The following is a 23269-nucleotide window of genomic DNA, read 5'->3' on the forward strand; positions in this document are numbered from 1 at the left end:
CAGCTAGGGAAGGTCTTCCTGGCCGGCTCAGGCGGCTACGGGAACCGCTTCCACCGTATCAACCTGCTTCTTGACTGCCCAGCGCTTGAGCGCGATCACGGAGAAGGCGCTGATGACCGTTCCGACAGCGATGGCCACGACGAACATCAGGAAGTTGTCGATCGCGAAGAAGACGAAGATGCCGCCGTGCGGGGCCTTCGAGCCGACTCCGGCCGCCATGGAGATGGCTCCGGTGACGGCACCGCCGACCATGCTGGCCGGGATGACGCGCAGCGGGTCCGCCGCGGCGAACGGGATGGCGCCTTCGGAGATGAACGAGGCACCCAGCAGCCAGGCGGCCTTGCCGTTTTCCTGCTCCGCCAGGCTAAAGAGCTTCTTGTTCAACACGGTGGAGGCGAGGGCCATAGCCAGCGGCGGGACCATGCCGGCAGCCATCACAGCGGCCATGATCTGCCACGGTGCCTGGTTGGAAATGGAAGCCGCTCCGAGGCCGGCCACCGCGAAGGCGTAGGCAACCTTGTTGACCGGTCCGCCCAGGTCGAAGCACATCATCAGGCCCAGAATGACGCCGAGGGCGATGGCGCTGGCTCCGGTGAGGCTGGACAGCCAGTCGTTGAGGCCAACGGTGATAGCAGCGATCGGCCCGCCCAGGACCACGAACATCAGGCCTGAGGCAACGAGGGAGGCCACAAGCGGGATAATCACCACAGGCATCAAGCCGCGCAGCCAGCGGGGAACGCTGAGCCTGCCGACCGCATGGGCCACGTAACCGGCCAGCAGGCCGCCTACGATGCCACCGAGGAAGCCTGCGCCCATGAACCCGGCAACGGCACCGGCAACGAAGCCCGGTGCGATGCCCGGCCGGTCAGCGAGGGCGTAGGCAATATAGCCCGCCAGCGCCGGAACCAGGAACCCGAGGGAGAGGGCGCCGATTTTGAAGAGCACGGCCCCGAGGTAGGCCCCTAACGGGCCCCACGCCAGTTCCGGGTACTCGGTCGGCAGATTGCCAATAGTGTTCTCAGCGAGGATCTTGTCCGCGAAGCCGGTGATGTCGTAACCGCCCAGCAGGAAGCCAAGGGCGATCAGGAGACCGCCGCCTGCCACGAAGGGGATCATGTAGCTGACGCCCGTGAGCAGAGCCTTCTTCAGCTTCGTGCCGATGTGCTCGCCTTTTTCCTCGGCCTCGTTCTGGGCCTGTTCCTCGGCCCCGTAATGCGGAACGCGGCGGGCGTTCGGGTTGTCCGCTGCGGCGAGTGCTTCCTGGACCATCTTGCCGGGCTCGTCGATGCCGCGCTTGACCGGGGCGTTGATCACGGGCATGCCGGCAAAGCGCTCCTTGCCGCGCACGTCAACGTCCACGGCGAAGATGACGGCGTCGGCGGCCGCGATGACAGCAGGGTCAAGCGGTTTGGCCCCGGAGGAGCCCTGGGTTTCCACCTGCAGGTCGATACCGGCTTCCTTGGCTGCCGCCACGAGCGAGTCAGCCGCCATGTAGGTGTGGGCGATGCCGGTGGGGCAAGCGGTCACAGCGACAAGGCGCTTGGCGCGGGGAGCTCCACCCGCAGGCGCGGCGGCCGTTGCTGCCGGCACAGCGGTGGAATGGGTTGCAGGCTTGTCCGCGAGGGCGCCTTCGACGAGCTCGACGACCGCGGCCGCTGAACCGGCCGAGCGCAGGGAAGCGGTGAAGTCCTTCTTGATCAAGGAGCGGGCCAGCTTGGAGAGCAGCTTCAGGTGCTCCTGGTCTGCGCCCTCGGGAGCTGCGATGAAGAAGATCAGGTCCGCGGGACCGTCTTTGGCCCCAAAGTCGACCGGGTGGGACAACCGTGCCATCGCGAGGGTCGGTTCGGTGACCGCCGTCGAGCGGCAATGCGGGATGGCGATGCCGCCGGGGACCCCGGTGGCCGTCTTCTGTTCGCGGGCGAAGGCGTCGGTGAAGAGGCCTTCAACCTCGGTGGCGCGTCCGTTGGCGGCAACTTTGCCTGCGAGGTGCCGGATCACGTCCTCGGGCGAGCTGCCCAGGTTCTGGTCGAGCTCGACCAGATCGGTGGTGATGAGCTGAGTCACTGTCAATCCTTCTTCAAGGCCGTGATGGTTACGGCATCAGGGGTGGTTTGGTGAACTGCCGGAACTGTGGAGCCCGGCAGCGAAGCGGCGGCGGCACCATGGGCCACAGCCTGACGGAGACAATCGGCCGGGGCGGCGCCCCGGCTGGAGGCGAGCAGGTAGCCGGCCAGCGAGGAATCGCCGGCGCCTACCGTGCTCACTGCAGTGACCGGCGGGTGCGTGGCCAGCCACGCGCCGTCGGCCGTGACAAGGACCGCACCCTTGGAACCGAGGGTGGCCAGTACGGCGCCCACACCGGACCGGACGACGGCGGAAGCGGCCACGGCGGCTGCCTCCGGATCCGCCTCGATTTCCTCAGCAGATTTGTGGGTGGCGAAGCCGGCTGCGGCAGCCAGTTCCACCAGTTCCTCTGCGTTGGGTTTGATGAGATCCGGTTTCCCCAGTGCGTCGCCGGAAATTGCGGCGGCGAGCGGTTCGCCGGAGGAGTCGACGGCGATGAGGGGGGCCTCAGTGCCGTGATCCATGGTGCGCAGCCGCCGGGTGACGGTGGCGTAGAAATCAGCCGGAACCCCGGGTGGGAGCGATCCGGCCAGAACGACCCAGCTGGCTCCGCGGGCGCGGTCCAGGAGGAGCCCGATCAGGGCTTCCTGTTGGTCCGCGCTCAGCACCGGGCCGGGTTCGTTGATCTTGGTGGTGACGCCGCCGGGTTCGGTGAGCGCCACATTGCTGCGCAGCGGCTCGCCGATGGGGAGGGCGGCGAAGGGAACATCGCTGTCGCGGAGGCCGGCGAGGACCGGGTCCGCCTCGGCTCCGGGAAGCACGGCGACCGTCTTCAGCCCTGAAGCGACGAGCGCGCGGGAGACGTTGACTCCCTTGCCGCCGGCTTCCTGCCGCACGGAGATGGCCCGCTGCACTTCGCCGCGGACCAGGGCGCCGGGCAGGGCAACGGTGCGGTCCAGGCTCGGGTTGGCGGTCAGGGTGACAATCACGCGACCACCACCTCCACGCCGGCGTCCGCGAGGGCGTCGGCCAGGTCCTGGCTGGGTTTCGTGTCAGTGATCAAGGTGTCCAGATCTTTCAACGAGGCGAACTGAACCAGTGTTTCGGTGTCCAGCTTGGAGGCATCAGCCAACACCACGATGCGGCGCGCTGATTGGACGAAGGCAGCCTTGACAGCGGCTTCTTCAGGATCGGGAGTGCTCAGCCCGAAGGCTGCGTGGATGCCGTTGGTGCCAATGAAGGCGATGTCCGGGCGGATGCGGCGGGCAGCTTCCACGGTGGACTGGCCGACGGCGGCCTGCGTGATTCCGCGGACCTTCCCGCCGAGCAGGTGCAGGGCGATGCCGGGTTCACCGGACAGCTTGGCTGCGATGGGCAGCGAGTGGGTGATGACCACGAGTTCCGCGCCGGGACCGGAGATGGCGGCGGTTGCCGCGGTCCGGCCGGCCAGCAATTCTGCGAGGGCCTCGGTGGTGGAGCCGGCGTCGATCAGGATGCTGCCGGTGCGGTCCCGCGGAATGAGCGCCAGGGCCGCCTCGGCGATCCGGATCTTCTCCGGCTGCCGCTGGTCGGTGCGGATAAGGATGCTTTCCTCGTTGGTGCTGAAGCGGTCCGGCGACACAGCGCCGCCATGCACCCGGCGGACGTTGCCGGCTGCTTCGAGGGCGGCAAGGTCACGGCGGACAGTCTCAGTGGTGATGCTGAAGCGATCCGCGAGGTCCGTGACGGTGGCGCGGCCACTGGCGACAATGAGCCCCACGATCAGCTGTTGGCGTTCCTCGGCGAACACTGGCTCTCCCTTGCGTCAGTCCTGCGGGCCCTCCGCCGCCTCAGTGATAGCCATCACAGGTAGTGGAGTTGATTGACTTTATCTTTGAATCTGTGGCTTTGTCAATGGAAAAACAACAAGAACACAGAAAGCTGTGCTCCGGCCTGCGGACATGCCCGTTATTTGCGCCGGGGGATGGGCATAACGGCACTCCGCCCATCCGTGGGCTCGGAGGTTGGGCATGTCCCCGTGGGGTGGGCGTTGGGCCTGCGCGCTGCGGACATGCCCGTTATTTGCGCCGGGGGATGGGCATAATGGGACTCCGCCCATCCGTGGGCTCGGAGGTTGGGCATGTCCCCGTGGGGTGGGCGTTGGGCCTGCACACCGCGGACATGCCCGTTATTTGCGCCGGGGGATGGGCATAACGGCACTCCGCCCATCCGTGGGCTCGGAGGTTGGACCTGCTTCGGGGTCAGGGCATTGACACCGGAACGACAAACGCCGGGCCGGACCCTGTCAGGTCCGGCCCGGCGTCGCCGTGGTTATTGGTGCCGTGGTTCTTGGTGCGGTCGTTCTAAGCGCGCTGATCCAACGGGCTGCGCTGCGGCACGGCGAGACTAAATGCCGGCGTCGCGGCTCTCGTTCCGGGTGATGGTTTCGCCGGTGTTCGGGTCCACGACGGAGCGGGTTTCGCTGACGCGACGGGTGCGGCTGCGCCCGGGCGACGCCAGGATCAGAGAGGCGACCAGTCCGATCACACCGACCGCCATCAGGATGTAGCCAATCATGGTCTGGTCCACGTTGGGGATCAGTCCGGGGGTGATGGCCCACGCCAGAATGGCGCCGAGGGCGATGAGGAAAATGGAGGAACCGATTCTCATGACGTGCTCCTTGATGTCCGATAGGACGAATAGGTATTGCTAAGCATGCTGTCCAGCGTCAGGTTACATCCCGCTGCGGAGGGGTTCAACGATTTAGGCGACGCCGCTCCGGGCAGTTTTCGCATGTCAGGGCGATTTTCGCGGGGAACCGGACGGAGGCGGCGCGGCTCCGGCGTGCCGCGGTCCTAAAGCGCAGCGGAACTTTGCCGGCCCGGGTTCACAAAAGTCCGGCCCCGAGGGATCGCACGTACCCTTTAAGAGTGCAGGGCATAGGGGCGCGCGGCGGACGGTCCGATCCGTGCTGCCGCCCTGACTGTTTGCACACGCTCCGCCCCAGGCTCCCCCTCCCGTTCCCAGACCGCCGGTGCCGCACCGCCCAACCCGCCGGTCCCACTAAGAACCTCACAGAATTCGGTACCCATGCCTGACGTTTCCCCCAAAGTGGTTGTCACCGGACTTGGCGCCGTCACCCCCGTAGGCGGAACCGCGGCCGCAACGCAGTCCGCCCTGCTGGCCGGACACTCCGGGATCGCAGCGCTCGACGACGACTGGGCCGCAAGACTCCCTGTCCGCATGGCCGGCCGGGTAAGAGTCGACGTCGCATCCTTGCTCACCACCCCCGAGTACAAGCGGATGGACCGGTGCGGACACCTGGCCCTCATCGCGGCCCGCGAGGCATGGGCCCAGGCCGGCTGTCCCGACGCCGATCCGGAACGCCTCGCCGTGGTGATTGGGTCCGGTTACGGCGGCCTGGACACCATCCTGGAGCAGACCCGGGCGCTGGACGCGAGCGGCCCGCGCAGGGTGTCCCCCCACACCCTCACCCGCATCATGGCCAACGCGCCCGCTGCCTGGGTGTCCATCGACGTCGGCGCCAAGGGTGGTGCGCGCACGCCGGTGAGCGCCTGCGCCTCCGGGGCGGAAGCGATCTCCCAGGCCGCCGACATGATCCGGGCCGGGGCAGCGGACGTGGTGATCGCCGGAGGTGTGGATGCCTGCATTAACGGGCTCATGATCAGCGGTTTCGCGCAGATCCGCGCCTTGTCCACCCGCAACGATGACCCGCAGTCAGCCTCCCGGCCCTTCGACCGGGACCGGGACGGGTTCGTGCTGGCCGAAGGCGCGGCAGTGCTGGTCCTGGAACGCGAAGACCACGCCCGCGCCCGCGGAGCGGAGATCCTCGGCGTCGTGGCCGGAACTGCGGTGACATCCGACGCCGTCGACATCGTCGCCGCTGACCCGGCCATGCAGCGCAGGGTGATGGAGAAGGCAATTTCCGCCGCCGGACTGGGAGCCGACGACATCGGACTGGTCCACGCCCACGCGACGTCCACGCCGGTGGGTGACAGGCTCGAAGCCGAAGCCATCCGGGCCGTGCTCGGCAACCAGGTCCCCGTCACCGCCACAAAGTCCCTCACTGGGCACCTCCTTGGCGGCGCCGGCGCGCTGGGAGCCGTCGTGCTGGTCCAGGCCCTCAAGACCGGGTCCTTTCCGGGGTCCGGCAACCTCAATGAACCCGGGGAGGGGATCGACCTTAACCTCCTCCGGGACTCGGTGGTGGGCGGAGCGGCCAAAGCGGGCCTGGCCAACGCCTTCGGATTCGGCGGCCACAGCACCGCGCTGGTGATTACCGGAAGCTAGGCTGTTCCGATGGAGACAGTCGCCTGGTCCAAACCGGAATCCGAACGCGCAGGAACGCCGCTGCTGGTCATGATGCACGGGTACGGCCGGGATGAATCGCGGATGGTGAAGCTTTTCGAGAGCCTGCCGGCCGGGTTCAGCTGCGCCGCGCTGCGCGGCCCCAAAGAAATCGGCGACGGCTACGGCTGGTTCGTGCTCGACTACTTCCTGACGCACGACTTCGCCGACGTCATCTCCTCCGCCAACGCCGTCCTCGACTGGATCGAATCGGTCAAAGGCCAGCACAGCAGCGTGAGCCTGCTCGGCTACTCGCAGGGCATGGCCATGGCCACCACCCTGATGCGGCTGCGCCCGGCCCAGTTTTGTGCCGGCGTCGGGCTGTCCGGTTTCGTCCTGGACAACGAGCTCCTGGCGATGAGCGAATCATCCGACGCGCATCCGCCCTTCTTCTGGGGCCGGGACCGGGACGACCTGGTCATCAATGACGCCGCCACGGAGCACACCGGGGAATGGCTGCACCAGCACACCCAACTGACGGCGCGGACGTACCCCGGCATGGGACACTCCATCTCGGCGGCCGAACTGGTTGACGTCAGCGCCTTCCTCCGGCACTACGTGCTTCGCCCCGCCACTTGAGGGCCGCCGGCCAGACCTGCCGGCCGAATCGCGCAAGCTAAATCCCGCAGGTTAATCCCGTCGGCTGAATCCCGTCAGCTTAACTGCGGCACCGGGAATCCCGACGCCGGGAACCGTCACCACGTGTATGCCTGTTTCGCACCCGGCACCGCTCTGCTTTAGTGCCCGTTTCAGTACACAACAACAGGGTCGAAAGACCTTTGTCAATAAATCCACTTGCGCGTCAATTTTGTAAGCGCTTACACTCGGGATGGGCCATGTTTAGGGCCCACGACTTCAGGGGAAGAAAGGGCTGAGCCCCGTGTTGCAGGCCAAGCCGCCACGCGTGTTCGTGCAGAACGTCGCCGACCTCTCCCTTCGCACCTTTCCTGCGGGCTACCGAAGCCTTCCAAGTAATGCCGCCCGCCTGGGCCACCAGTCCCTACGCCCCGGGCTTGTGGGTTCGCATGCGGGCCGGCCTCCGGAGCTCCCGCTCCTAGCGCGCAAGGGGATTCGCCGGCGTTGACCGGCGTCCGCGTGAGCGGGCAATAAGCCAGCAGGCTGGCCCACCAATGTTCCCCGGACCCTGGCATCGCCCGCTGCCGCCCGTCTTCCCAAGAATCGTCTGCCCCCAGTTTGACCCGCCGTCTGAAAGGACAACCGTTCCATGACCGAGTCACCCAACAGCACCCCTTCGAGCTGGGCCGGGGCCTCCGCCATCCTCTTCGACCTTGACGGCGTCCTGACCCCCACCGCGATTGTGCACGAACGCGCCTGGCAGGAACTTTTTGACGGGTTCCTCAAGACCGCGCCCGAGGCCGCCGGGTACCGGGAAAGTGACTACTTCGACCATATCGACGGCAAGCCGCGTTTCGACGGCGTGCGGGACTTCCTGGCCTCGCGCACCATTGTTCTGCCCGAAGGCCCGCTGGATGACGATCCGGCGCACGACACTGTCCACGGCCTGGGCAATCGTAAGAACAAAGTTTTCAATGACATCGTCGAGGCCGGCGGCGTCAAGCCCTACGAGGGCTCCGTCCGGTTTCTTGAGGCCGCCCTGACCCGCGGGCTTAAGGTCGCCGTCGTCTCCTCCTCGCGCAACGCCCCGGCGGTGCTGAAAGCCGCGGGACTTTCCGACTACTTCCCCGTGGTGGTCGACGGTGTTGTCGCCGTCAATGAGGGGTTGCCCGGAAAGCCAAGCCCGGCAACCTACGAATACGCCGCTCGGCTGCTGGGACTGCCCAGCGCCGGGTGCGTCGTCGTGGAGGACGCTGTGTCCGGCGTCCAGGCCGGCAGCGCAGGAAACTTCCATTCGGTGATTGGTGTGGACCGTGGGGCCGGCCGGGAAGTGCTGCTCGCCGCCGGAGCCACGCTTGTGGTCAACGACCTCGAAGAATTCCTCTAGCCTCTCCGCGCACGGTCCCCGAACGATTCACCTGCTTCTTTATCCGCCTGAAGGAAAATAATGGCCCTCATCACCTCGGACCGTGCACGGTTCCCCAACGACCCTTGGCAGTTGATTGAGACCGTCCACCTTCCCGGCAACGCCGGCACGCTGGAAACCCTGTTCAGTTTGGGCAACGGGCACCTGGGCATCCGCGGCGCCCACTGGGCCGCCGCCGACGCCGAGCTGCCGGGCAGCTTCATCAATGGCTTCCACGAGACCTGGGACATCAAGCACGCTGAGAACGCCTACGGCTTCGCCCGTACCGGCCAGCGGATCCTGTACATCCCGGACGCCAACAACTTCACCGTGGTCATCGACGGCGAGACGCTGAGCCTGGAAGAATCCACCGTGCTCGACTACCGGCGGAGCGTCGACTTCGCCACCGGCGTCTACGAATGTACGATCGCCTGGCAGTGCCGCTCCGGCGCCACCGTGACCACCACGGAACGACGTGCAGTCGGCTACCAGACCCGCGGGGCGCTAGGCATCTCACTGCAACTCGTCGCGGACCGGGACGTCTCCGCAGACGTCACCTCCTCGGTTATCAACCGCCAGGATCAGCCGGTCGAGGATCACTCGGCCCACGACCCCCGGCGCGCGGGCCGGCACGCCGGCCGGGTGCTGCTCCCCGTACGGCTCGACGGCGGCGATGGGTCCCTGCGTCTGTCCTGGGAGACTGCCGAGTCCAAGCAGCGCATCGGACTGGCTGTCGACCACTGGACCAACGCCGGGGTGCAGCCCTTTGACACCCTGGTGCACGAGGACGACAGCAGCGTCCGGTACGTCCTGGCCGTGGGTGCCGACGAGCCCTTCGTGCTCGAGAAAAGCGTCAGCTACGCCGTCGGGCAGACCTCCGAGGACCTCGCGGATGATGCCGAAACGGGCCTCAGGCCGCTCGCGGAGATTTTCGCCGAAAGCGCGGAGCATTACCGCGCCTACTGGGCCACTGCCGACATTGTGCTCGCTGGCCAGACTGAGCTCCAGCAGGCCGTCCGCTGGAACCTCTTCCAGCTGGCCCAGGCCACGGCGTGCGCGGACATCGCCGGAATTCCGGCCAAGGGCGTGTCCGGCTCCGGCTATGACGGCCACTACTTTTGGGACCAGGAGGTGTACCTCATGCCGTACCTGACGTACACCAGCCCCGGCAACGCCCGCCAGGTCCTCGAGTTCCGCCACGCGATGCTGCCGGAGGCCAAGATCCGCGCCAAGGAGCTCAGCGTGGAGGGTGCACTCTTCCCGTGGCGCACCATCAACGGTCTCGAAGCCAGCGCCTACTACGCCGCCGGCACGGCACAGTTCCACATCGCCGCGGCGATCGCCTTCGCGACCAACCGCTACATCTGGGCCAGTGGCGACCACACCTTCCAGGACACCCTCGGCGCGGAACTGCTGATTGAGACCGCCAGGATGTGGGTTTCGCTGGGCTTCTTCGGCAAGGACGGGCTCTTCCACATCCATGGTGTCACCGGCCCGGACGAGTACACCGCCGTCGTCAATGACAACCTCTACACCAACGTCATGGCCCGGTTTAACCTGCGCGCCGCGGCGGCCCTGGACCACCCGGAGATCGACGACGCCGAGCGCCAGCTCTGGGAGCAAGCAGCCACCCGCATGCTGCTGCCCTACGACGATGACCTCCAGGTGCACTCGCAGGACAACGATTTCATGGCTCTGGAGCCGTGGGACTGGAGCACGCCGCGGTCCCAATACCCGCTGCTGCTGCACTTCCACCCGTTGGTGATCTACCGCCACCAGGTGCTCAAGCAGGCGGACAGCGTGCTGGCCATGTTCCTGCAATGGCAGGACTTCACTGCCGAGGAAAAGCAGCGAGCCTTCGACTTCTACGACCCGATCACCACCGGCGATTCCACTCTTTCCGCGTGCGTGCAGGGCATCATGGCGGCCGAGGTCGGCTATGGCGAGGCCGCGCTGGAGCACTTCATCCACGCGTTGTTCATCGACCTGGACGACACCCACGGCAACACGGTGGACGGTGTGCATATCGCGTCCACCGGCGGGGTCTGGAGCTCGCTGGTCAGCGGCTTCGCGGGCCTGAGGGACCAGGGCGCCGTGCCGTACTTCGACCCCCGGCTGCCAGCCGGGTGGGACGGGCTGTCCTTCCACCTGAAAATCCAAGGCAGGCTGCTGCAGCTGGAACTGGAGCAGGGCGCCATCAGCCTGACCGTGCGCGAGGGCGGGCCGCTGGACATCGACGTCCGCGGCGAGCTGCTCACGATCGACGGCGATCCGGTGCGGGTTCAGCTGGCCCCGGTGGCGGTGCCTGAGCCCACGGTCTTCCCGAGCGGACTCCCGACGGCGTCCATCCCGATCGTGCGGGCGGCGGTCTGAGCCGCGCTGCTTCGGACCGGGGCGCCCCGCACGCAGGCTTCGGTCCGGGGTCACACCGCGTCCACGAGGCCGTCGCCCAGCGGATGTGCGGCCTCATCGGCCGGCATCCGCGCGACGGCCAGGGCAATCACGGCCATGACCGGGCACACCGTCCCCGCGACTAGGAAAATCAACTCCACCGGGAGGACCTCGGCGGCGGGCCCTGCGAGGGCCATGGAGACCGGCATCAGGGCAAGGGACACGAAGAAATCCAGGCTGGAGACCCGGCCCAGGAGGTGCGGCGGCACCCGGCGCTGCAGCAGTGTTCCCCAGATGACCATGCCCGCGCCGCCGGTGGCGCCGAAGACAAAGAGCGCGGCCGCCAGCACCCAGAAGCTGTCGATGACGCCAACGGCGGCCAGTGGCAGGCTGCCGGCACCCCAGCTGACCATCATCACGCTGAGGTAGCGGCGCGGAAGGGGAAAGGAGGCTGTGGCCAGTGAGGCTGCGGCCCCGCCTACGCCCATGATCGCGAGCAGGAAACCGAACATCCGTGAGTCGCCGCCGAGCTGGTCGCGGACCACGAACGGCAAAAGCACTTCAATGGGGCCGATCAGGAACAGCACGGAGATGCAGGCCCACAGGAGCGTCCACAGCAGCCAGGGCGTGCGGAGTGTGTAGCTGACCCCCTCGCGGAGATCGTGCAGCACGGACGTCGTAGCCGTTCCGCCGGGTCCGGGAGCAGCGCCGTCCACGAGGCCATCCCCTCCTTCTGCCGCCGCGTCTGTCCCCGGGCCTGACGCCTGGCGTGGCTGGTGGCGGAGAAAGTTAAGGATGGAAAATGCCACCAGGTGGCACGCCGCCACCCCGGTCACTGCGTGCGCGGGGGACAGGGCGGCAACCAGGACGCCGGCGACGGCGGGACCGGCGGCCTGCTGCAGGATGGGCCGCATAGTGCCCTCCATGCCGTTTGCCGCGAGCAGGTCCTCCGGCGGAAGGATCCTGGGGAGTATGGCGGAGTAGGCCGGAAAAAAGAACGCCGCTCCGACTCCCAGCACAAACGCACCGAGCGCGAGATGCCAGAGCTGCAGCCAGCCCAGCATGGCCAGCCCGCTGATGGCGGCGATGACGGCCAGGTTGGCTCCTTCCACCGCGATGATGAGGAGCCGCTGCGGGAACCGGTCCGCCGCCACCCCGCCCGCAAGAACAAAGGCGACGAGGCCCACGCTGCCAGCCGCGGCAACAAGGGACAGCTCCAGCGGGCCCCCGCCCAGATGGATCACCTCGTAAACCATCGCCACGGCCCACATTCCGGAGCCAAAAATGGAGATGGCCAGAGCTGCAATGAGCACCCGGTATTCCCGGTGCGCGAATGGGCGCAGGGCCCTCAGCGAGCGCATGGCTCCAGTCTAAAGGTCCGGCCCGGTGAGGGGCTGCAGTTTTCGGACCCGGATGATCCGATGGAATAGGCGTCGCCGCGCCGGGGTTAGGCATGGTGGACGGGCAACCCCACCGGGTCTGCCCGTTCCGACGTACCGGGCACCGATCGGCTCCCACGCAGTTGCAGCGCCATGCTGTTAATGCGGGGGGCGGGCATGGGCCCATTAAGGCTGAACCAATCAGAATCGGAGATGGTGGATAGATGACTGCCTACAAGACAGTAAACCCCGCGACCGGAGAGACATTGAAAGAATTCCCGCTCGCCACCGCGGGCGACGTGGAGCAAGCGCTCGCGGCCTCGAAGGCTGCGTTCGCGGACTGGCAGGCGGCGCCCGTGGAGGCCCGCGCCAAGGTGATTGCGCGTGTGGCTGAGCTCTACCGGGAGCGCCAGGACGAACTGGCCCGGCTGATCGCCACGGAGATGGGCAAGCCGCTCGCCCAGTCACGGGGCGAGGTGGGGCTGGTCGCCGACATCTATTCCTACTACGCCGAAGAGGGCCCGTCCTTCCTTGCGGACGAGTTGCTGGACGTCAAGGGCGGCGGCGAGGCAATCGTCCGCTCCGCCCCGGTGGGACCGCTCCTGGGCATCATGCCGTGGAACTACCCCTATTACCAGGTGGCCCGGTTCGCCGCGCCCAACCTGATCCTCGGCAACACCATCCTGCTCAAGCACGCCGGCAGCTGCCCCCAGTCGGCCCTCGCCATCGAGCAGATCTTCAAGGACGCAGGACTCCCCGAGGGTGCCTACATCAACGTGTTCCTGAGCAATGAGCAGGTGGCTGAAGTCATCGCGGACGACCGCGTCCAGGGCGTTTCCCTGACCGGCAGCGAGCGGGCCGGATCGGCTGTCGCCGAGGTGGCCGGCCGGAACCTGAAGAAGTATGTGCTGGAGCTGGGCGGCAGCGATCCGTTCATCGTCCTTGACTCCGATGATCTGGACGCCACCGTCAAGGCCGCGGTCAGCGGGCGGATGGGGAACGCCGGCCAGGCGTGCACCGCCTCGAAGCGCTTCATTATCCTTGCGGACCTCTACGAGGAATTCGTGGAGAAATTCACCGCGAAGATGTCCGTGATCAAGCCGGGAGACCCGCTGCTCGCCGATACGCGCTTCGGGCCGCTGTCTTCGCAGAGCGCCGCCGACGGGCTGATCGAACAAATCCAGGACGCTGTGGACAAGGGCGCGACCCTGCGCACCGGCGGTCACCACGTTGACGGCCCCGGCGCCTACGTTGAGCCCACCGTGCTGACCGATGTCACCCCGGGAATGCGCGCGTTCGCCGAAGAACTCTTCGGCCCGGCAGCGGTCATCTACAAGGTCGCCAGCGTAGAGGAAGCCATCGAGCTGGCCAACGGTTCCCCGTACGGTCTGGGCGGCGCAGTCTTCAGCGCCGACACCGACAAGGCCAAGGAAGTGGCGGACCGGCTGGACACCGGAATGGTCTTCATCAACTCCGTCGCCGAAACCCAGGCGGACCTGCCGTTCGGCGGCGTCAAGCGCTCCGGCGTCGGGCGGGAACTGGCACGGTTCGGCATGAACGAGTTCGTCAACAAGAAGCTCATCCGGACCCCGCGCTAAACGCGGCAGGGGCCTGCGGGCAGGCCGAGGGCGGGTGGGCAAATGCCCACCCGCCCTCGCTGTGCGCCGGCTCCGGCTAATGTTAAGCAAAGGAAGAACCTCAGCACACTTACGGTTCACGGAGAGGCGATGATGGCCAAGCGCAGCAACCCGGCAATGAAGATTGCCCAGCAGTCAGCACATAACGCGATGTTCGATGCCCAGGGCAAGCCCAAGCAGGGCGTGCATAACGTGCTCCTGCGGGCCGTTGAAGTTCAGCGCCCGCTGGTTCTGGCGAATCTCCGCCGGCTCCAGCGGAAGCACCCCCACGCCACGGCGGCGCAGCTCGCCGCGACGCTGGAACGCGATTACCTCGTGGCCGTCACGGGCGGCGGCGCGCTCGTCGGCGGAGCAGCCGTGATTCCCGGTGTTGGAACCGCAGCCGCCCTGGGGCTCTCGGCCGCCGCGACCGTTGGTTTCCTTGAGGCCACCGCCCTGTATTCCACCTCCCTCGCCGAACTCCACGGGGTACGGCTGGAAGACCCGGAACGAGCCAGCACCCTGGTCATGGCGATCATGCTGGGCGAGGAAGGCACCGCATTGCTGAGCTCAGTGAGCGGACAGGCGGCCGGGCAGGGCAGGGGCCCCACACAGGCCTGGGGCTCCCTCTTCGCCCGACGGGCCCCGCTTGCCGGCTTTGGCTCGGTGCGGGAACGGATCCAGACGATGTTCCTGCGGACCCTGCTGAAGAAGCAGGGCACCGCCCTGTTGGGACGGGCACTGCCGTTCGGCATCGGCGCTGTCGTGGGTGGCGTGGGCAACCGGATGATGGGCCGGGCCGTCGTCGCGAACGCCAAGGAAGCATTCGGCCCGATGCCGCTCGTCATTCCCGGCGAGCTGGGCGGCACCAACGACTTTGACGGCCCGCCGGCCGTCCAGAGCCAAGACGTCAAGGGCGGACCAGCGCACGGAAGCGGCACGTCATGGACCTAAACGCTGACTTGGGGGAGTCCTTCGGGACCTGGACCATGGGTGACGACGCAGCGATGTTCCCGCTCGTTACGAGCGCCAGCGTGGCCTGCGGCCTGCACGCCGGGGACCCCGTGACCATGCTGGACACCTGCCGGGCAGCCTATGAGCTCGATGTCCGCGTCGGGGCGCACTTGGGCTATCCGGATCTCGCCGGGTTCGGCCTCCGGTCCATGGACATTACCTTCGATGATCTTTTCGGCGCCGTGCTGTACCAGCTCGGCGCCTTGGACGGGGTGGCTCACGCCGTCGGCGCCTCCGTGGAGTACGTCAAGCTGCACGGCGCGCTGTACGACCGGACGGTGCGCGACGCCGAGCAGGCGTCCGCGGTGGTGGCTGCCATCCAGGCCTATGACCCCGGTCTTCCGGTCCTGGGCTTCCCGGGCTCGGCCCTCCTTGGTCTCGCCCGGGAGGCCGGCCACCCGGTCTTCGCCGAAGCCTTCGCAGACCGCGCTTACCTGCCCGACGGTACCCTCCTGCCGCGCTCGCAGGACGGTGCAGTGTTGGACGATGTCGACCGGATTGCCGAACGGGCCGTGCGCCTCGCCACGCAAGGCGAGGTCGAGGCCGTGGACGGCACAGTGCTCCGGATCGAAGCCCACTCCCTGTGCCTGCACGGCGACACTCCCGGCTCCGCCGCTACAGCCGCCTCAGTCCGGGCAGCCCTCGAAGGTGCCGGCGTGGAACTGGAGAGCTTCGCCTGACCCCGGCCTGAACGGTCCGCCGCACGCCCCCGCTCCAGCAGCTCCCCGCAGCCGCGGAGCGTCGGGCTGCTAGCCGAAGGCCAGGTGCGCCACCGCGAAGATCGCAAGCCCGGCGAGGGCTCCCACCACAGTGCCGTTAATCCGGATGAACTGCAGGTCCTTGCCGATCTGGAGTTCGATCTTCTGCGAGGTTTCCTCCGCGTCCCAGCGTGCCACGGTATCGGTAATTACGCCCGCGATGTCCGAGCGGTACGTCTTCACGAGGTACCCGGCGGCGTCCCCGATCCACTTGTTCACCTTGCCGGCAAGCTCGGGGTCGACCACCAGCCGGGTGCCGAAGTCGTGCACTGCGGCTTTGAACCGGACGGTGAGTTCGCTGTGCGGATCGTCGACGGCGGAGAGCAGCGCGGCTTTGATGGTCCCCCAGGTACGGGACGCCAGTTCGCGGATCTCGGGATCACCGAGAACCTGGGCTTTAATGCCCTCGGCCCGGGCGATCATCACCGGATCGTGTTGCAAATCCTGGGCGAGGTCCTTGAGGTACTTGTCGATCGACAGCCGGACCTGGTGCTGCGGGTCCGACTGCACAGCGCGGGTGAACTTCAGGATCTCCACGTAGACCTTGTCTCCCACCAGCCCGTCAACGAATGACGGCACCCAGGTGGGGGAGCGGTCGGTCACCAGATGGTTGACCGTCTCCTGGTTGTCCCGCACCCAGTCGACGGTCCGGTCCACAAGCACATCCACCAGGGCGTGGTGATGGCCGTCGTCGAAAATCCGCTGCGCGACCCGGCCCACCGGAGGACCCCACGGCGGGGTAAGCAGATGCCGGCGGACCATTCCCTCGATTACTGCCTGCACGTCGTCGTCATTGAGCACCGTAAAGGCTCCGCGGATGACGGCGGCGCCCTCCTTGGCGACGCGTTCCGGGCCGCCGGGGCCGGAGAGCCAGGCGCCTGCCTTGCGGGCGATGTCGACAGAAGCAAGTTTTTGCTGGACCACATCCTCGGAGAGAAAATTGGTCTCCACGAATTCGCCCAGCGAGGCTCCGATTTGGTCCTTGCGCTGCGGAATGATGGCGGTGTGCGGGATCTTGAGACCCATCGGATACTTGAACAAGGCCGTCACTGCGAACCAGTCGGCGAGGGCGCCCACCATGCCACCCTCAGCCGCGGCCCGGACGTACTCAAGCCAGGGGTACTGCTTCTGGAGTGCGAAGGCGACCACAAAAATGATGGCCATCAGGACCAGCAGCGAGAGGGCCAGCAGCTTCATCCTCCGCAGCGCGGATGCCTTTTCGGCGTCGCTGGAGGCGATGGATGAGCGGGGGGCGGGGGCGCCGGTGGCCGGCGTTCCGGAGCCGCTGGGCCCCTCCGGGCGGGTACTTGTTTCAGTGTTCACCTGCATGTGCCCAGCCTAGCCCGGCTTTGTGAGCGGCCGTCGGCTAACGTGGCAGCATGACGACTGACGAGTCCGCTGCGGTACGTCCGCTGGTCTACGCCCACCGGGGTTCCAGCGGAGTATTCGCCGAGCACACCAGGGCCGCCTACTTGCAGGCGATAGCTGACGGCGCCGACGGGGTAGAGTGCGATATCCACCTCACGCGGGACCAGCAGGCGGTGCTGCTGCATGACGCCACCTTGGACCGCACGTCGGACGGCACCGGCCCGGTGGCCGACCGGACCCTTGAGGAGCTTCGACAGCTCGACTTCTCCTCCTGGAAGGGCGCCAGAATTCCGGACGAGTACGGCGGCCGGTCAACCCAGCTTTTGACCCTCCCGGACGTGCTGGACATATTGCGGACGGCGGATCGGAAAATTGGGCTTGCCATTGAGCTCAAACACCCGAGTCCCTTCCAGCTGAAGCTCGAAGACCGGGTCCTGGAAGTCCTCGCCGCCGAGGGCTGGGATCCGATAACGTCCCGGCTCGGCAACATCGAGGTCTCGTTCATGAGTTTCAGCCCTGAGGCCGTGAAGCACCTGCTGGAATCCGTCCCGTCCTCCGCTGTGTGCCAGCTCGTGGACGACGTCGAAGTCGAGGAGATTCGCGAGGAACTCGGCCTTGGGCCAATCACCGGTGGTGCGTTGGCCAATGTCATGCGGGCCGCGCAAACCGAGGCCGAGCGGATTCTGGACGACTGCGAGGCTGGTCTTGCCGGCCCGGGCATCGACTACGTCCGCGGGCATTCGCGCACTATCCGGCGCTGGCTGAATTCCGGCCGCCGCTTCCGCGTTTGGACCGTTGACTCCGAATACGACGTCGCACTGTGCCAGGAGCTGGGACTTCACGAGGTGACCACGAACTGGCCCGCGCGCGTCTTGGCCCAGCTCACTTCCGGCCCTCACAGCATTGAAACCCAGGGCGGCCACGGAATCCAGAACCTCGGGATTCAGAACCTCGGAACCCAGGGCCGAGGCTGAGCCGAGGTTTCGGCGCCCAGAGCATGTCGGGGATGTCCGGGGCCGGGCACCCGGCAGCTAGCCAGGGCAGGCAACCTCGGCCGCCGGTAGACGGAGCTCCGGGCAGGACGAATATTCCAGGGCAAAAGGTCATTCGAGACAACGGGAGCCCTGCTTCAGGCAGTTAGTTGGTACCTTGAGGGTAAGAGGGTCGACGGGGATTTCCTGGCCTGGGTCCGTGCCGGGGTCAGGCGGCAGTCCCGAGATTTCTCGGGCTCACCAGTTGAACCACCGGTTTACTGGCCATCCATCTAACTGGTCTGTGGGTCGTCCCGGCAGGCGGCATACCTTCGACAGTGATTCGTGGCGGACCATGCGGTCCTCTCGGGCGGCGTCGCGGGCTTCGAGTGCCGGGGCCTAGTCGAGATCCACGGTGAGGACGAGTTCGATCGCCTTTGCGATCAGCTCAAGCTCGGCTGTCTCGTCCAGCGTGGGCCATTCGATCTTGATGTCCAGCATCTCGTGCACGAAGGTCATCCCGGTAACGATGGAGGAGAGCAGGACAGCGCGCTCCTTAGGCCGGGACAGTCCAAGTTCAGTGATCATGGGAAGCATCATTCGGCTGACGAACACTTCGCGCAGTTGTGCCACCGCCTCTGGCTTTGAACTGGCTGCCCTGATGATCCCGAGAACATTGCTTGTCCCAGGCGAGTTGACGGCCTCGAGTATCCGCAGTCCGATCGCTCGGGCGGCATCTGCCTTCGGCATAGCTGCCATGAGCTTTGGTGCAGCAAGGGCGGCCTCGCTGGGTTCGGGCATTGCTGCCGCGAACAGGTGCTCCTTGCTCAAAAAGTAGTAGATCACGAGACTCGGATCAACGCCGGCGCGTTCCGCGATCAGGCGGATGGTGGTGCGCTGATACCCGTGCTGGGCGAAGAGAGCTCGGGCCGCCTCCAGGATCTCCTGCCGGCTTTCGCTCGTGCCCTTCCGGCGACCCGGTTTTGCAGCGGTCATTCTCTCAACCCGGCCTTCTTCTGTTCCTTGACAGCCAATGCTAGCGGACTCTACGATCAAAATTAAACAGCTGTTGAAATAATGGAGTCGGGCTCATGGACGTCGGAACGCACGGTAGTGGTCCCCAACGGGAAAGTATGCAAGGTCAGGATTCGAATCGTTGGCGCGTGCTCGTTGTCGTTGCTTTGGCCCAGCTTATGGTTGTTCTCGACGGATCGATCGTAAACATCGCGCTGCCCTCCATCCAGGCAGACCTGGGCATCACCGATGATAACCGTCAATGGATCATTACCGCCTACACCCTCGCGTTCGGCAGTCTTCTTCTGCTGGGCGGCCGGATCGCGGACTATGCAGGCCGAAAGCGGATGTTCATCATCGGCCTCCTTGGCTTCGCAGTCGCCTCCGCGCTTGGCGGGCTCCTGCCTCAAGCCGGCGCGTTGGCCGGGGTCATTTTCGCGTCGCGTGGTCTTCAGGGGTTGTTCGCGGCCCTGCTTGCTCCGGCGGCCCTCTCGCTGATCAGCGTCACCTTTTCCGATTCCAAAGAACGCGCGCGAGCCTTCGGCGTCTATGGGGCCATTGCCGGTGGAGGCGCAGCAATTGGGTTGATCCTGGGCGGGGTGCTTACGGAGTATGCGAGTTGGAGATGGTGCCTGCTGGTGAACGTGCCAATCTCCGTGATCGCTGCCGTCCTGGCCGTCTACTTTGTGCGGGAGTCGCGCACCCCCGGCCGGCCTCGTTATGACGTTCCCGGGGCACTGACCGTCACGGCGGGTCTCTTCTTTCTCGTCTACGGGATCAGTCAGGCCGAAAGTTCCGGGTGGGGAAGTATCGCGACGGTGGGGTGCCTCGCCCTTGCAGTTGTTCTTCTCGTGTCCTTTGTCGTTATCCAGACGAGGTCGGCCGCGCCGATGCTTCCGTTGCGGATTATCCGCAACCGGCAGCGGGGCGGTGCATATCTTGCCGCGTTCTTCGTCGGCACAGGCGGCTTGTCGTTCTTCCTGTTCCTGTCCTACTTCCTGCAGCTCATTCTCCGGCTCACTCCGGTTCAGTCAGGCCTGTCCTTCCTGCCGTTCTCCGCCGGGGTGATCCTCAGTGCCGGAATTGCCAGTCAGCTCCTGGCCAGATCCGGACCGCGTTTTGTGACGTTCGCCGGCTTCATGCTCATGTCCGGGGCGATGCTCGGGTTTGCCCAGCTCACACCCTCAAGCTCGTACCTGAGTGCGGTGCTCCCGTTCATGATTCTGGCCAGCCTCGGCTTCGGCCTTATTTTCGTGCCTTTGTCTTCCACTGCCCTGTCCGCAGTAGAAGACAAGGACAGCGGGATTGCCTCCGCAACGCTGAACACCAGTCAACAAATCGGCGGAACCATCGGCATCGCGGTCCTCAACACCGTCGCGGCGTCGGTGACCACCCGCTATGTCTCAGACCATGCGTTGAATGCTCCCACGCCCGACGCGCTCGTCGCCGGCTACGTGGCAGCCTTCGAAATCAGCTCGGTGGTGCTGCTGCTCATGGGGATCGCCTGGGTCTTCATCATCGGCAAGAACAGTCGACTTACCGATGGCCACGTCGGGCCCAGGGCCAGCGCAACGCCAGCGCCTGAGCCTTGGGCCTGAAGAAAGGAATCTATAAATGTCTTCCTTCGGAACGCTCCGACAGGACTGGAAACCCGGAACGCTGTCTTCTGACCAGACCGATTACGAGGGTCTCCGGGTGGTGATCTTCGGCGGTACCGGGGGCCTTGGCCGGGCCATCACCCACTCCCTGCTGCGCAAAGGGGCCGAGGTCACCGTCGTCGGAAGGGCGCTCAAGGACCCTCCCCACCCCAAGAGGTCATTTATCCCGGCAGACCTGTCGTCCCTGAACAACGCCCGCCAGGTGGCCCGCGACCTACCGGCCGAAACCTTCGACGCAGTCCTGCTCACCCACGGGATCTTTGCGGGACGGACGCGCGAAGTGACACCGGAAGGGGTGGAGAAAGATCTGGCCACGAGCGCAATGAGCCGGTGGGTCGTTGCTCAGGAATTAGCGCCAGGGCTGGGCCGGGTAAGGCCATCAAAGCGGCAGAAGCCCCGCCTTTTTGTCTGGGGGTTTCCCGGCGGCGAACGCGTCCTGGATCTCACAGATATTCAATCGACCCGAAACTACCGCTGGCAGACAGCCCACAGCAACACCGTCGTGTTCAACGAGGCTCTGGTCCACCATGCTGCCGCTCGGTTTCCGGACATCAACGTGTTCGGTATGAATCCCGGCATCATCAAGACCAACATCATGGCCGGTGTCCTCGGACAAGCGACCTTGAAACTGCGAGCACAGCAAACCCTCATAGGTCTGCTGTTCCAGAGCGCGGAGGCCTACGCAGAAAAAGTGGTCCCCCTGGTGGTCCATCCAGCCCTGGAAGACAGATCGGGCGCACTATTCAATCGGCATGCCCAACCAATAGAACCCAATCCCTGGCTGATGTCCGACGACCACCGGGACCACGTCGTCGCAGCGGCGGAAACCCTCTCAGCCCGAATCCTTGGTTAGGGGCATTCCCGCAAACGAATGCCCGGCCAGCCTAAAACCGCCGCGGCCATCCACGGCCAAGCCGGTGAGCCGCTGTTCTGGAGGCCCATGGTGTCGAGGAGCTGTGATTGGTTATCCGCTACGGTATCGCCCACCAACGTCAGCCAAGGCAACGTTTCTACTGAAGATCCCTGATCCACCAGGCACGAATGCTTCCGCCTGAGTAGTTATTTATTCATGCGATGAGAGAGGCCAGGAAGACCTGCCACGTCAGCAGGGATTTCGCCGCGAGACTCAGCACCAGATACGTTTTCTCACCGAACGCATAGTTGGCCCACGGGCCTATTTCCCGGTACTGAAGCCACTGAGTGAGTCCAAAGCAGAAAAAGAGAACGCCCTGAATCGCCAAGATGACGAAGATGTACTCCGGAGCGTCGGAGTACAGCGGGATGTTAAGGCCCATCGCCAACCACGGAGTCACTCCAACCAGCGTACCGAACCAAAACGGGACCATCGTGGTCGCTGTTCGGCCCGGGGGGTTCATTCGCTCTTGAAGGTATCCGAACAGAATCATCGCGACGTTGGCGCCGGCGACGACGATGAGGGCGTTGATAGTCACGATGCCCCAGTAAAGCGCGATCACGATGACCATAAGTGTCGCGCTGAACGAGTACTCGACCCACCGGAACCGGTTGATGCCGCGCCGGAGGTCACGTTCATAGATTCTGCGGCCGAGCGTGGCCGTCAGCAGGTGATCAATGCCAGCCAGAGCGAGGAATGCCACGAGGACATACCCGATCGTCAGCCCGAACAGCGTCGAAGTTACGAGTCCGCCCTCCTCTCCGGCTCCGGGTGGACCATCGACATACGAAGCTAGTACCGGAATCGCGAAGTCGTTCGTCAGGAAGAGAAGCACGGCAGCCTGACCGAGATGCAGTACTGCGAGTGCGATGTTCCACCGCCGTAAGCCTCGGAGGCGTTCAGGAGTCACGCCCGTCGCAATCGACGGCGATGCCAAGGATTGGGTCACGGCGTTGCCCCTTGGTTCGTTGGTAAGGACGTTGAGGACACGCCCTCCAATTGAACGACTGTTGAATTAAAATTCTAGGGATTATTACAAGTGCATGTCAAGGACCACCAGGCTGGAATCTGCCAATGACTACTGCGCGAACAGGCCGCCGGAGGGGGACCAGCGAAAGCAAACAACAGATACTCAAAGCCGCTCTGCCTCTAGCCGAGCACTGGTATCAGCGGACCACCATGCCCGCACGGGTTGATTTTCATAATAGGGCGGTCCAAGTCCGCGTCGTGTTCCTCGTCCGGTGGCGGGGGCCGGCCCTGGCCCTTGTCCAGTGGCGGCCCCGGGTTCGTTTGCGGGTCCGGGGTTTGAGCTGCCGGCGACCCCCGGTCCGGTGGCTGGGTCAGGGCTGTGAGGATGGCTGGCCAGGGCGGTGGTTCCCAGTCCTGGGATTCGCTGGGGTACCGCCGTCCCATCGGGGACGTCCATCCGGGCGGGTGGTCTTGACTGGCCCCGGTGGGTGTCCAGGCCGAGGCGTGTTTGAGGCGGTGGTGTTTGCGGCACGGCTGGCCCAGGTTCGTGATCCCGGTCGTCCCGCCGTCGGCCCAGGCCAGCAGGTGGTCTGCTTCGTTGTCCAGGGAGGCGTTGTTACAGCCCGGGAAGGGGCATTTGCCGTCCCGGAGGCGAAGCCAGCGCCGCTGGGAGGTGGTGAGCCGGTAGCTGGTCCGGCCGATCTCCAGGGGTGCACCGTCGCGGGGGTCGGTCAGGACCCGGTGGAAGGAGCCGGCTCCTTCTGCGATCAGGCGTCGGGCCATGGAGGGCGGGATCGGACCGTAGCCGTCCAGGGTGGCGGGCTCT

General features: G+C 65.8%; 19 protein-coding genes. 10 read left to right on the plus strand and 9 right to left on the minus strand.

The genetic code is table 11. The features are described 5' to 3' along the window. Positions 1–27: 27 nt before the first annotated feature. The 4 genes from RCH15_RS07650 to RCH15_RS07665 all read right to left on the minus strand — a co-directional run bounded on the left by RCH15_RS07650 (position 28) and on the right by RCH15_RS07665 (position 4713). Positions 28–2064: a PTS fructose transporter subunit IIABC gene (locus tag RCH15_RS07650; RefSeq protein WP_326959648.1), complete on the minus strand. Its 2037-nt coding sequence runs from the start codon at positions 2062–2064 to the stop codon at positions 28–30. Positions 2065–2066: 2 nt separating this feature from the next. Next, complete coding sequence (locus tag RCH15_RS07655) at positions 2067–3053, minus strand: 1-phosphofructokinase family hexose kinase (protein ID WP_326959650.1); 987 nt, start codon at positions 3051–3053, stop codon at positions 2067–2069. After that, positions 3050–3853 (minus strand): DeoR/GlpR family DNA-binding transcription regulator, encoded by an 804-nt coding sequence (locus RCH15_RS07660; protein ID WP_326959652.1) that lies wholly within the window; start codon positions 3851–3853, stop codon positions 3050–3052. The genes RCH15_RS07655 and RCH15_RS07660 overlap by 4 nt, the downstream gene beginning before the upstream one ends. 596 nt (positions 3854–4449) lie before the next feature. Beyond that, a complete protein-coding gene (locus tag RCH15_RS07665; protein WP_326959654.1) occupies positions 4450–4713 on the minus strand; it encodes a DUF6458 family protein in 264 nt (87 codons plus the stop codon). 420 nt (positions 4714–5133) lie between these two features. Here RCH15_RS07665 and RCH15_RS07670 point away from each other — a divergent pair, with 420 nt between their 5' ends. From RCH15_RS07670 to RCH15_RS07685, 4 genes are all read left to right on the plus strand, one after another. Next, positions 5134–6354: a beta-ketoacyl-[acyl-carrier-protein] synthase family protein gene (locus RCH15_RS07670; RefSeq protein WP_326959656.1), complete on the plus strand. Its 1221-nt coding sequence runs from the start codon at positions 5134–5136 to the stop codon at positions 6352–6354. Positions 6355–6363: 9 nt separating this feature from the next. Beyond that, positions 6364–6990, plus strand: a complete 627-nt coding sequence (locus RCH15_RS07675; RefSeq protein WP_326959658.1) for an alpha/beta hydrolase — start codon at positions 6364–6366, stop codon at positions 6988–6990. Positions 6991–7636: 646 nt separating this feature from the next. Continuing rightward, positions 7637–8374, plus strand: coding sequence for an HAD family hydrolase (locus RCH15_RS07680; protein WP_326959660.1), 738 nt, complete (start codon positions 7637–7639; stop codon positions 8372–8374). A 60-nt stretch (positions 8375–8434) separates the two neighbouring features. Beyond that, the gene (locus RCH15_RS07685) at positions 8435–10765 is read left to right on the plus strand and encodes a glycoside hydrolase family 65 protein (protein ID WP_326959662.1); all 2331 of its coding nucleotides are present in this window, start codon (positions 8435–8437) and stop codon (positions 10763–10765) included. Between the two features lie 50 nt (positions 10766–10815). Here the strand turns inward: RCH15_RS07685 and RCH15_RS07690 are convergent, their stop codons facing one another. After that, complete coding sequence (locus tag RCH15_RS07690) at positions 10816–12144, minus strand: MFS transporter (RefSeq protein ID WP_326959664.1); 1329 nt, start codon at positions 12142–12144, stop codon at positions 10816–10818. Between the two features lie 242 nt (positions 12145–12386). Here RCH15_RS07690 and RCH15_RS07695 point away from each other — a divergent pair, with 242 nt between their 5' ends. From RCH15_RS07695 to RCH15_RS07705, 3 genes are all read left to right on the plus strand, one after another. Further along, positions 12387–13760: an NAD-dependent succinate-semialdehyde dehydrogenase gene (locus tag RCH15_RS07695; RefSeq protein ID WP_326959666.1), complete on the plus strand. Its 1374-nt coding sequence runs from the start codon at positions 12387–12389 to the stop codon at positions 13758–13760. Between the two features lie 132 nt (positions 13761–13892). Then, complete coding sequence (locus RCH15_RS07700; protein WP_326959695.1) at positions 13893–14732, plus strand: hypothetical protein; 840 nt, start codon at positions 13893–13895, stop codon at positions 14730–14732. Next, on the plus strand, positions 14723–15472 hold the full coding sequence (locus RCH15_RS07705; RefSeq protein WP_326959668.1) for a LamB/YcsF family protein: 750 nt from the start codon (positions 14723–14725) through the stop codon (positions 15470–15472). The genes RCH15_RS07700 and RCH15_RS07705 overlap by 10 nt, the downstream gene beginning before the upstream one ends. A 69-nt stretch (positions 15473–15541) precedes the next feature. Here the strand turns inward: RCH15_RS07705 and RCH15_RS07710 are convergent, their stop codons facing one another. Further along, positions 15542–16879 (minus strand): DUF445 domain-containing protein, encoded by a 1338-nt coding sequence (locus tag RCH15_RS07710; protein ID WP_326959670.1) that lies wholly within the window; start codon positions 16877–16879, stop codon positions 15542–15544. Between the two features lie 50 nt (positions 16880–16929). On the opposite strand from RCH15_RS07710, the gene RCH15_RS07715 reads away from it, so the two are divergent. Beyond that, the gene (locus RCH15_RS07715) at positions 16930–17892 is read left to right on the plus strand and encodes a glycerophosphodiester phosphodiesterase (protein ID WP_326959672.1); all 963 of its coding nucleotides are present in this window, start codon (positions 16930–16932) and stop codon (positions 17890–17892) included. 396 nt (positions 17893–18288) lie between these two features. Here RCH15_RS07715 and RCH15_RS07720 read toward each other — a convergent pair whose 3' ends face one another. After that, on the minus strand, positions 18289–18885 hold the full coding sequence (locus RCH15_RS07720) for a TetR/AcrR family transcriptional regulator (RefSeq protein WP_326959674.1): 597 nt from the start codon (positions 18883–18885) through the stop codon (positions 18289–18291). Positions 18886–19052: 167 nt separating this feature from the next. Here RCH15_RS07720 and RCH15_RS07725 point away from each other — a divergent pair, with 167 nt between their 5' ends. Beyond that, on the plus strand, positions 19053–20501 hold the full coding sequence (locus RCH15_RS07725) for an MFS transporter (RefSeq protein WP_326959676.1): 1449 nt from the start codon (positions 19053–19055) through the stop codon (positions 20499–20501). A 16-nt stretch (positions 20502–20517) separates the two neighbouring features. Further along, positions 20518–21414 (plus strand): SDR family oxidoreductase, encoded by an 897-nt coding sequence (locus RCH15_RS07730; RefSeq protein WP_326959678.1) that lies wholly within the window; start codon positions 20518–20520, stop codon positions 21412–21414. A gap of 214 nt (positions 21415–21628) precedes the next feature. On the opposite strand, the gene heR is transcribed toward RCH15_RS07730, so the two are convergent. Together heR and RCH15_RS07740 are read right to left on the minus strand one after the other, a co-directional pair. Continuing rightward, complete coding sequence (gene heR, locus RCH15_RS07735; RefSeq protein ID WP_326959680.1) at positions 21629–22423, minus strand: heliorhodopsin HeR; 795 nt, start codon at positions 22421–22423, stop codon at positions 21629–21631. Between the two features lie 200 nt (positions 22424–22623). Next, positions 22624–23269: HNH endonuclease signature motif containing protein (locus RCH15_RS07740; RefSeq protein WP_326959682.1), on the minus strand; the 646-nt coding region annotated here is incomplete at its 5' end.

Source organism: Arthrobacter sp. MP_M4 (assembly GCF_035984855.1).
Lineage (GTDB): Bacteria > Actinomycetota > Actinomycetes > Actinomycetales > Micrococcaceae > Arthrobacter.

Excerpts from the sequence above, each read along its gene's own strand:
- RCH15_RS07665 (WP_326959654.1), bottom strand. The coding sequence starts at position 4,713 with ATGAGAATCGGTTCCTCCATTTTCCTCATCGCCCTCGGCGCCATTCTG.
- RCH15_RS07670 (WP_326959656.1), top strand. The coding sequence starts at position 5,134 with ATGCCTGACGTTTCCCCCAAAGTGGTTGTCACCGGACTTGGCGCCGTC.
- RCH15_RS07675 (WP_326959658.1), top strand. The coding sequence starts at position 6,364 with ATGGAGACAGTCGCCTGGTCCAAACCGGAATCCGAACGCGCAGGAACG.
- RCH15_RS07680 (WP_326959660.1), top strand. The coding sequence starts at position 7,637 with ATGACCGAGTCACCCAACAGCACCCCTTCGAGCTGGGCCGGGGCCTCC.
- RCH15_RS07685 (WP_326959662.1), top strand. The coding sequence starts at position 8,435 with ATGGCCCTCATCACCTCGGACCGTGCACGGTTCCCCAACGACCCTTGG.
- RCH15_RS07690 (WP_326959664.1), bottom strand. The coding sequence starts at position 12,144 with ATGCGCTCGCTGAGGGCCCTGCGCCCATTCGCGCACCGGGAATACCGG.
- RCH15_RS07695 (WP_326959666.1), top strand. The coding sequence starts at position 12,387 with ATGACTGCCTACAAGACAGTAAACCCCGCGACCGGAGAGACATTGAAA.
- RCH15_RS07700 (WP_326959695.1), top strand. The coding sequence starts at position 13,893 with ATGGCCAAGCGCAGCAACCCGGCAATGAAGATTGCCCAGCAGTCAGCA.
- RCH15_RS07705 (WP_326959668.1), top strand. The coding sequence starts at position 14,723 with ATGGACCTAAACGCTGACTTGGGGGAGTCCTTCGGGACCTGGACCATG.
- RCH15_RS07710 (WP_326959670.1), bottom strand. The coding sequence starts at position 16,879 with ATGCAGGTGAACACTGAAACAAGTACCCGCCCGGAGGGGCCCAGCGGC.
- RCH15_RS07715 (WP_326959672.1), top strand. The coding sequence starts at position 16,930 with ATGACGACTGACGAGTCCGCTGCGGTACGTCCGCTGGTCTACGCCCAC.
- RCH15_RS07720 (WP_326959674.1), bottom strand. The coding sequence starts at position 18,885 with ATGACCGCTGCAAAACCGGGTCGCCGGAAGGGCACGAGCGAAAGCCGG.
- RCH15_RS07730 (WP_326959678.1), top strand. The coding sequence starts at position 20,518 with ATGTCTTCCTTCGGAACGCTCCGACAGGACTGGAAACCCGGAACGCTG.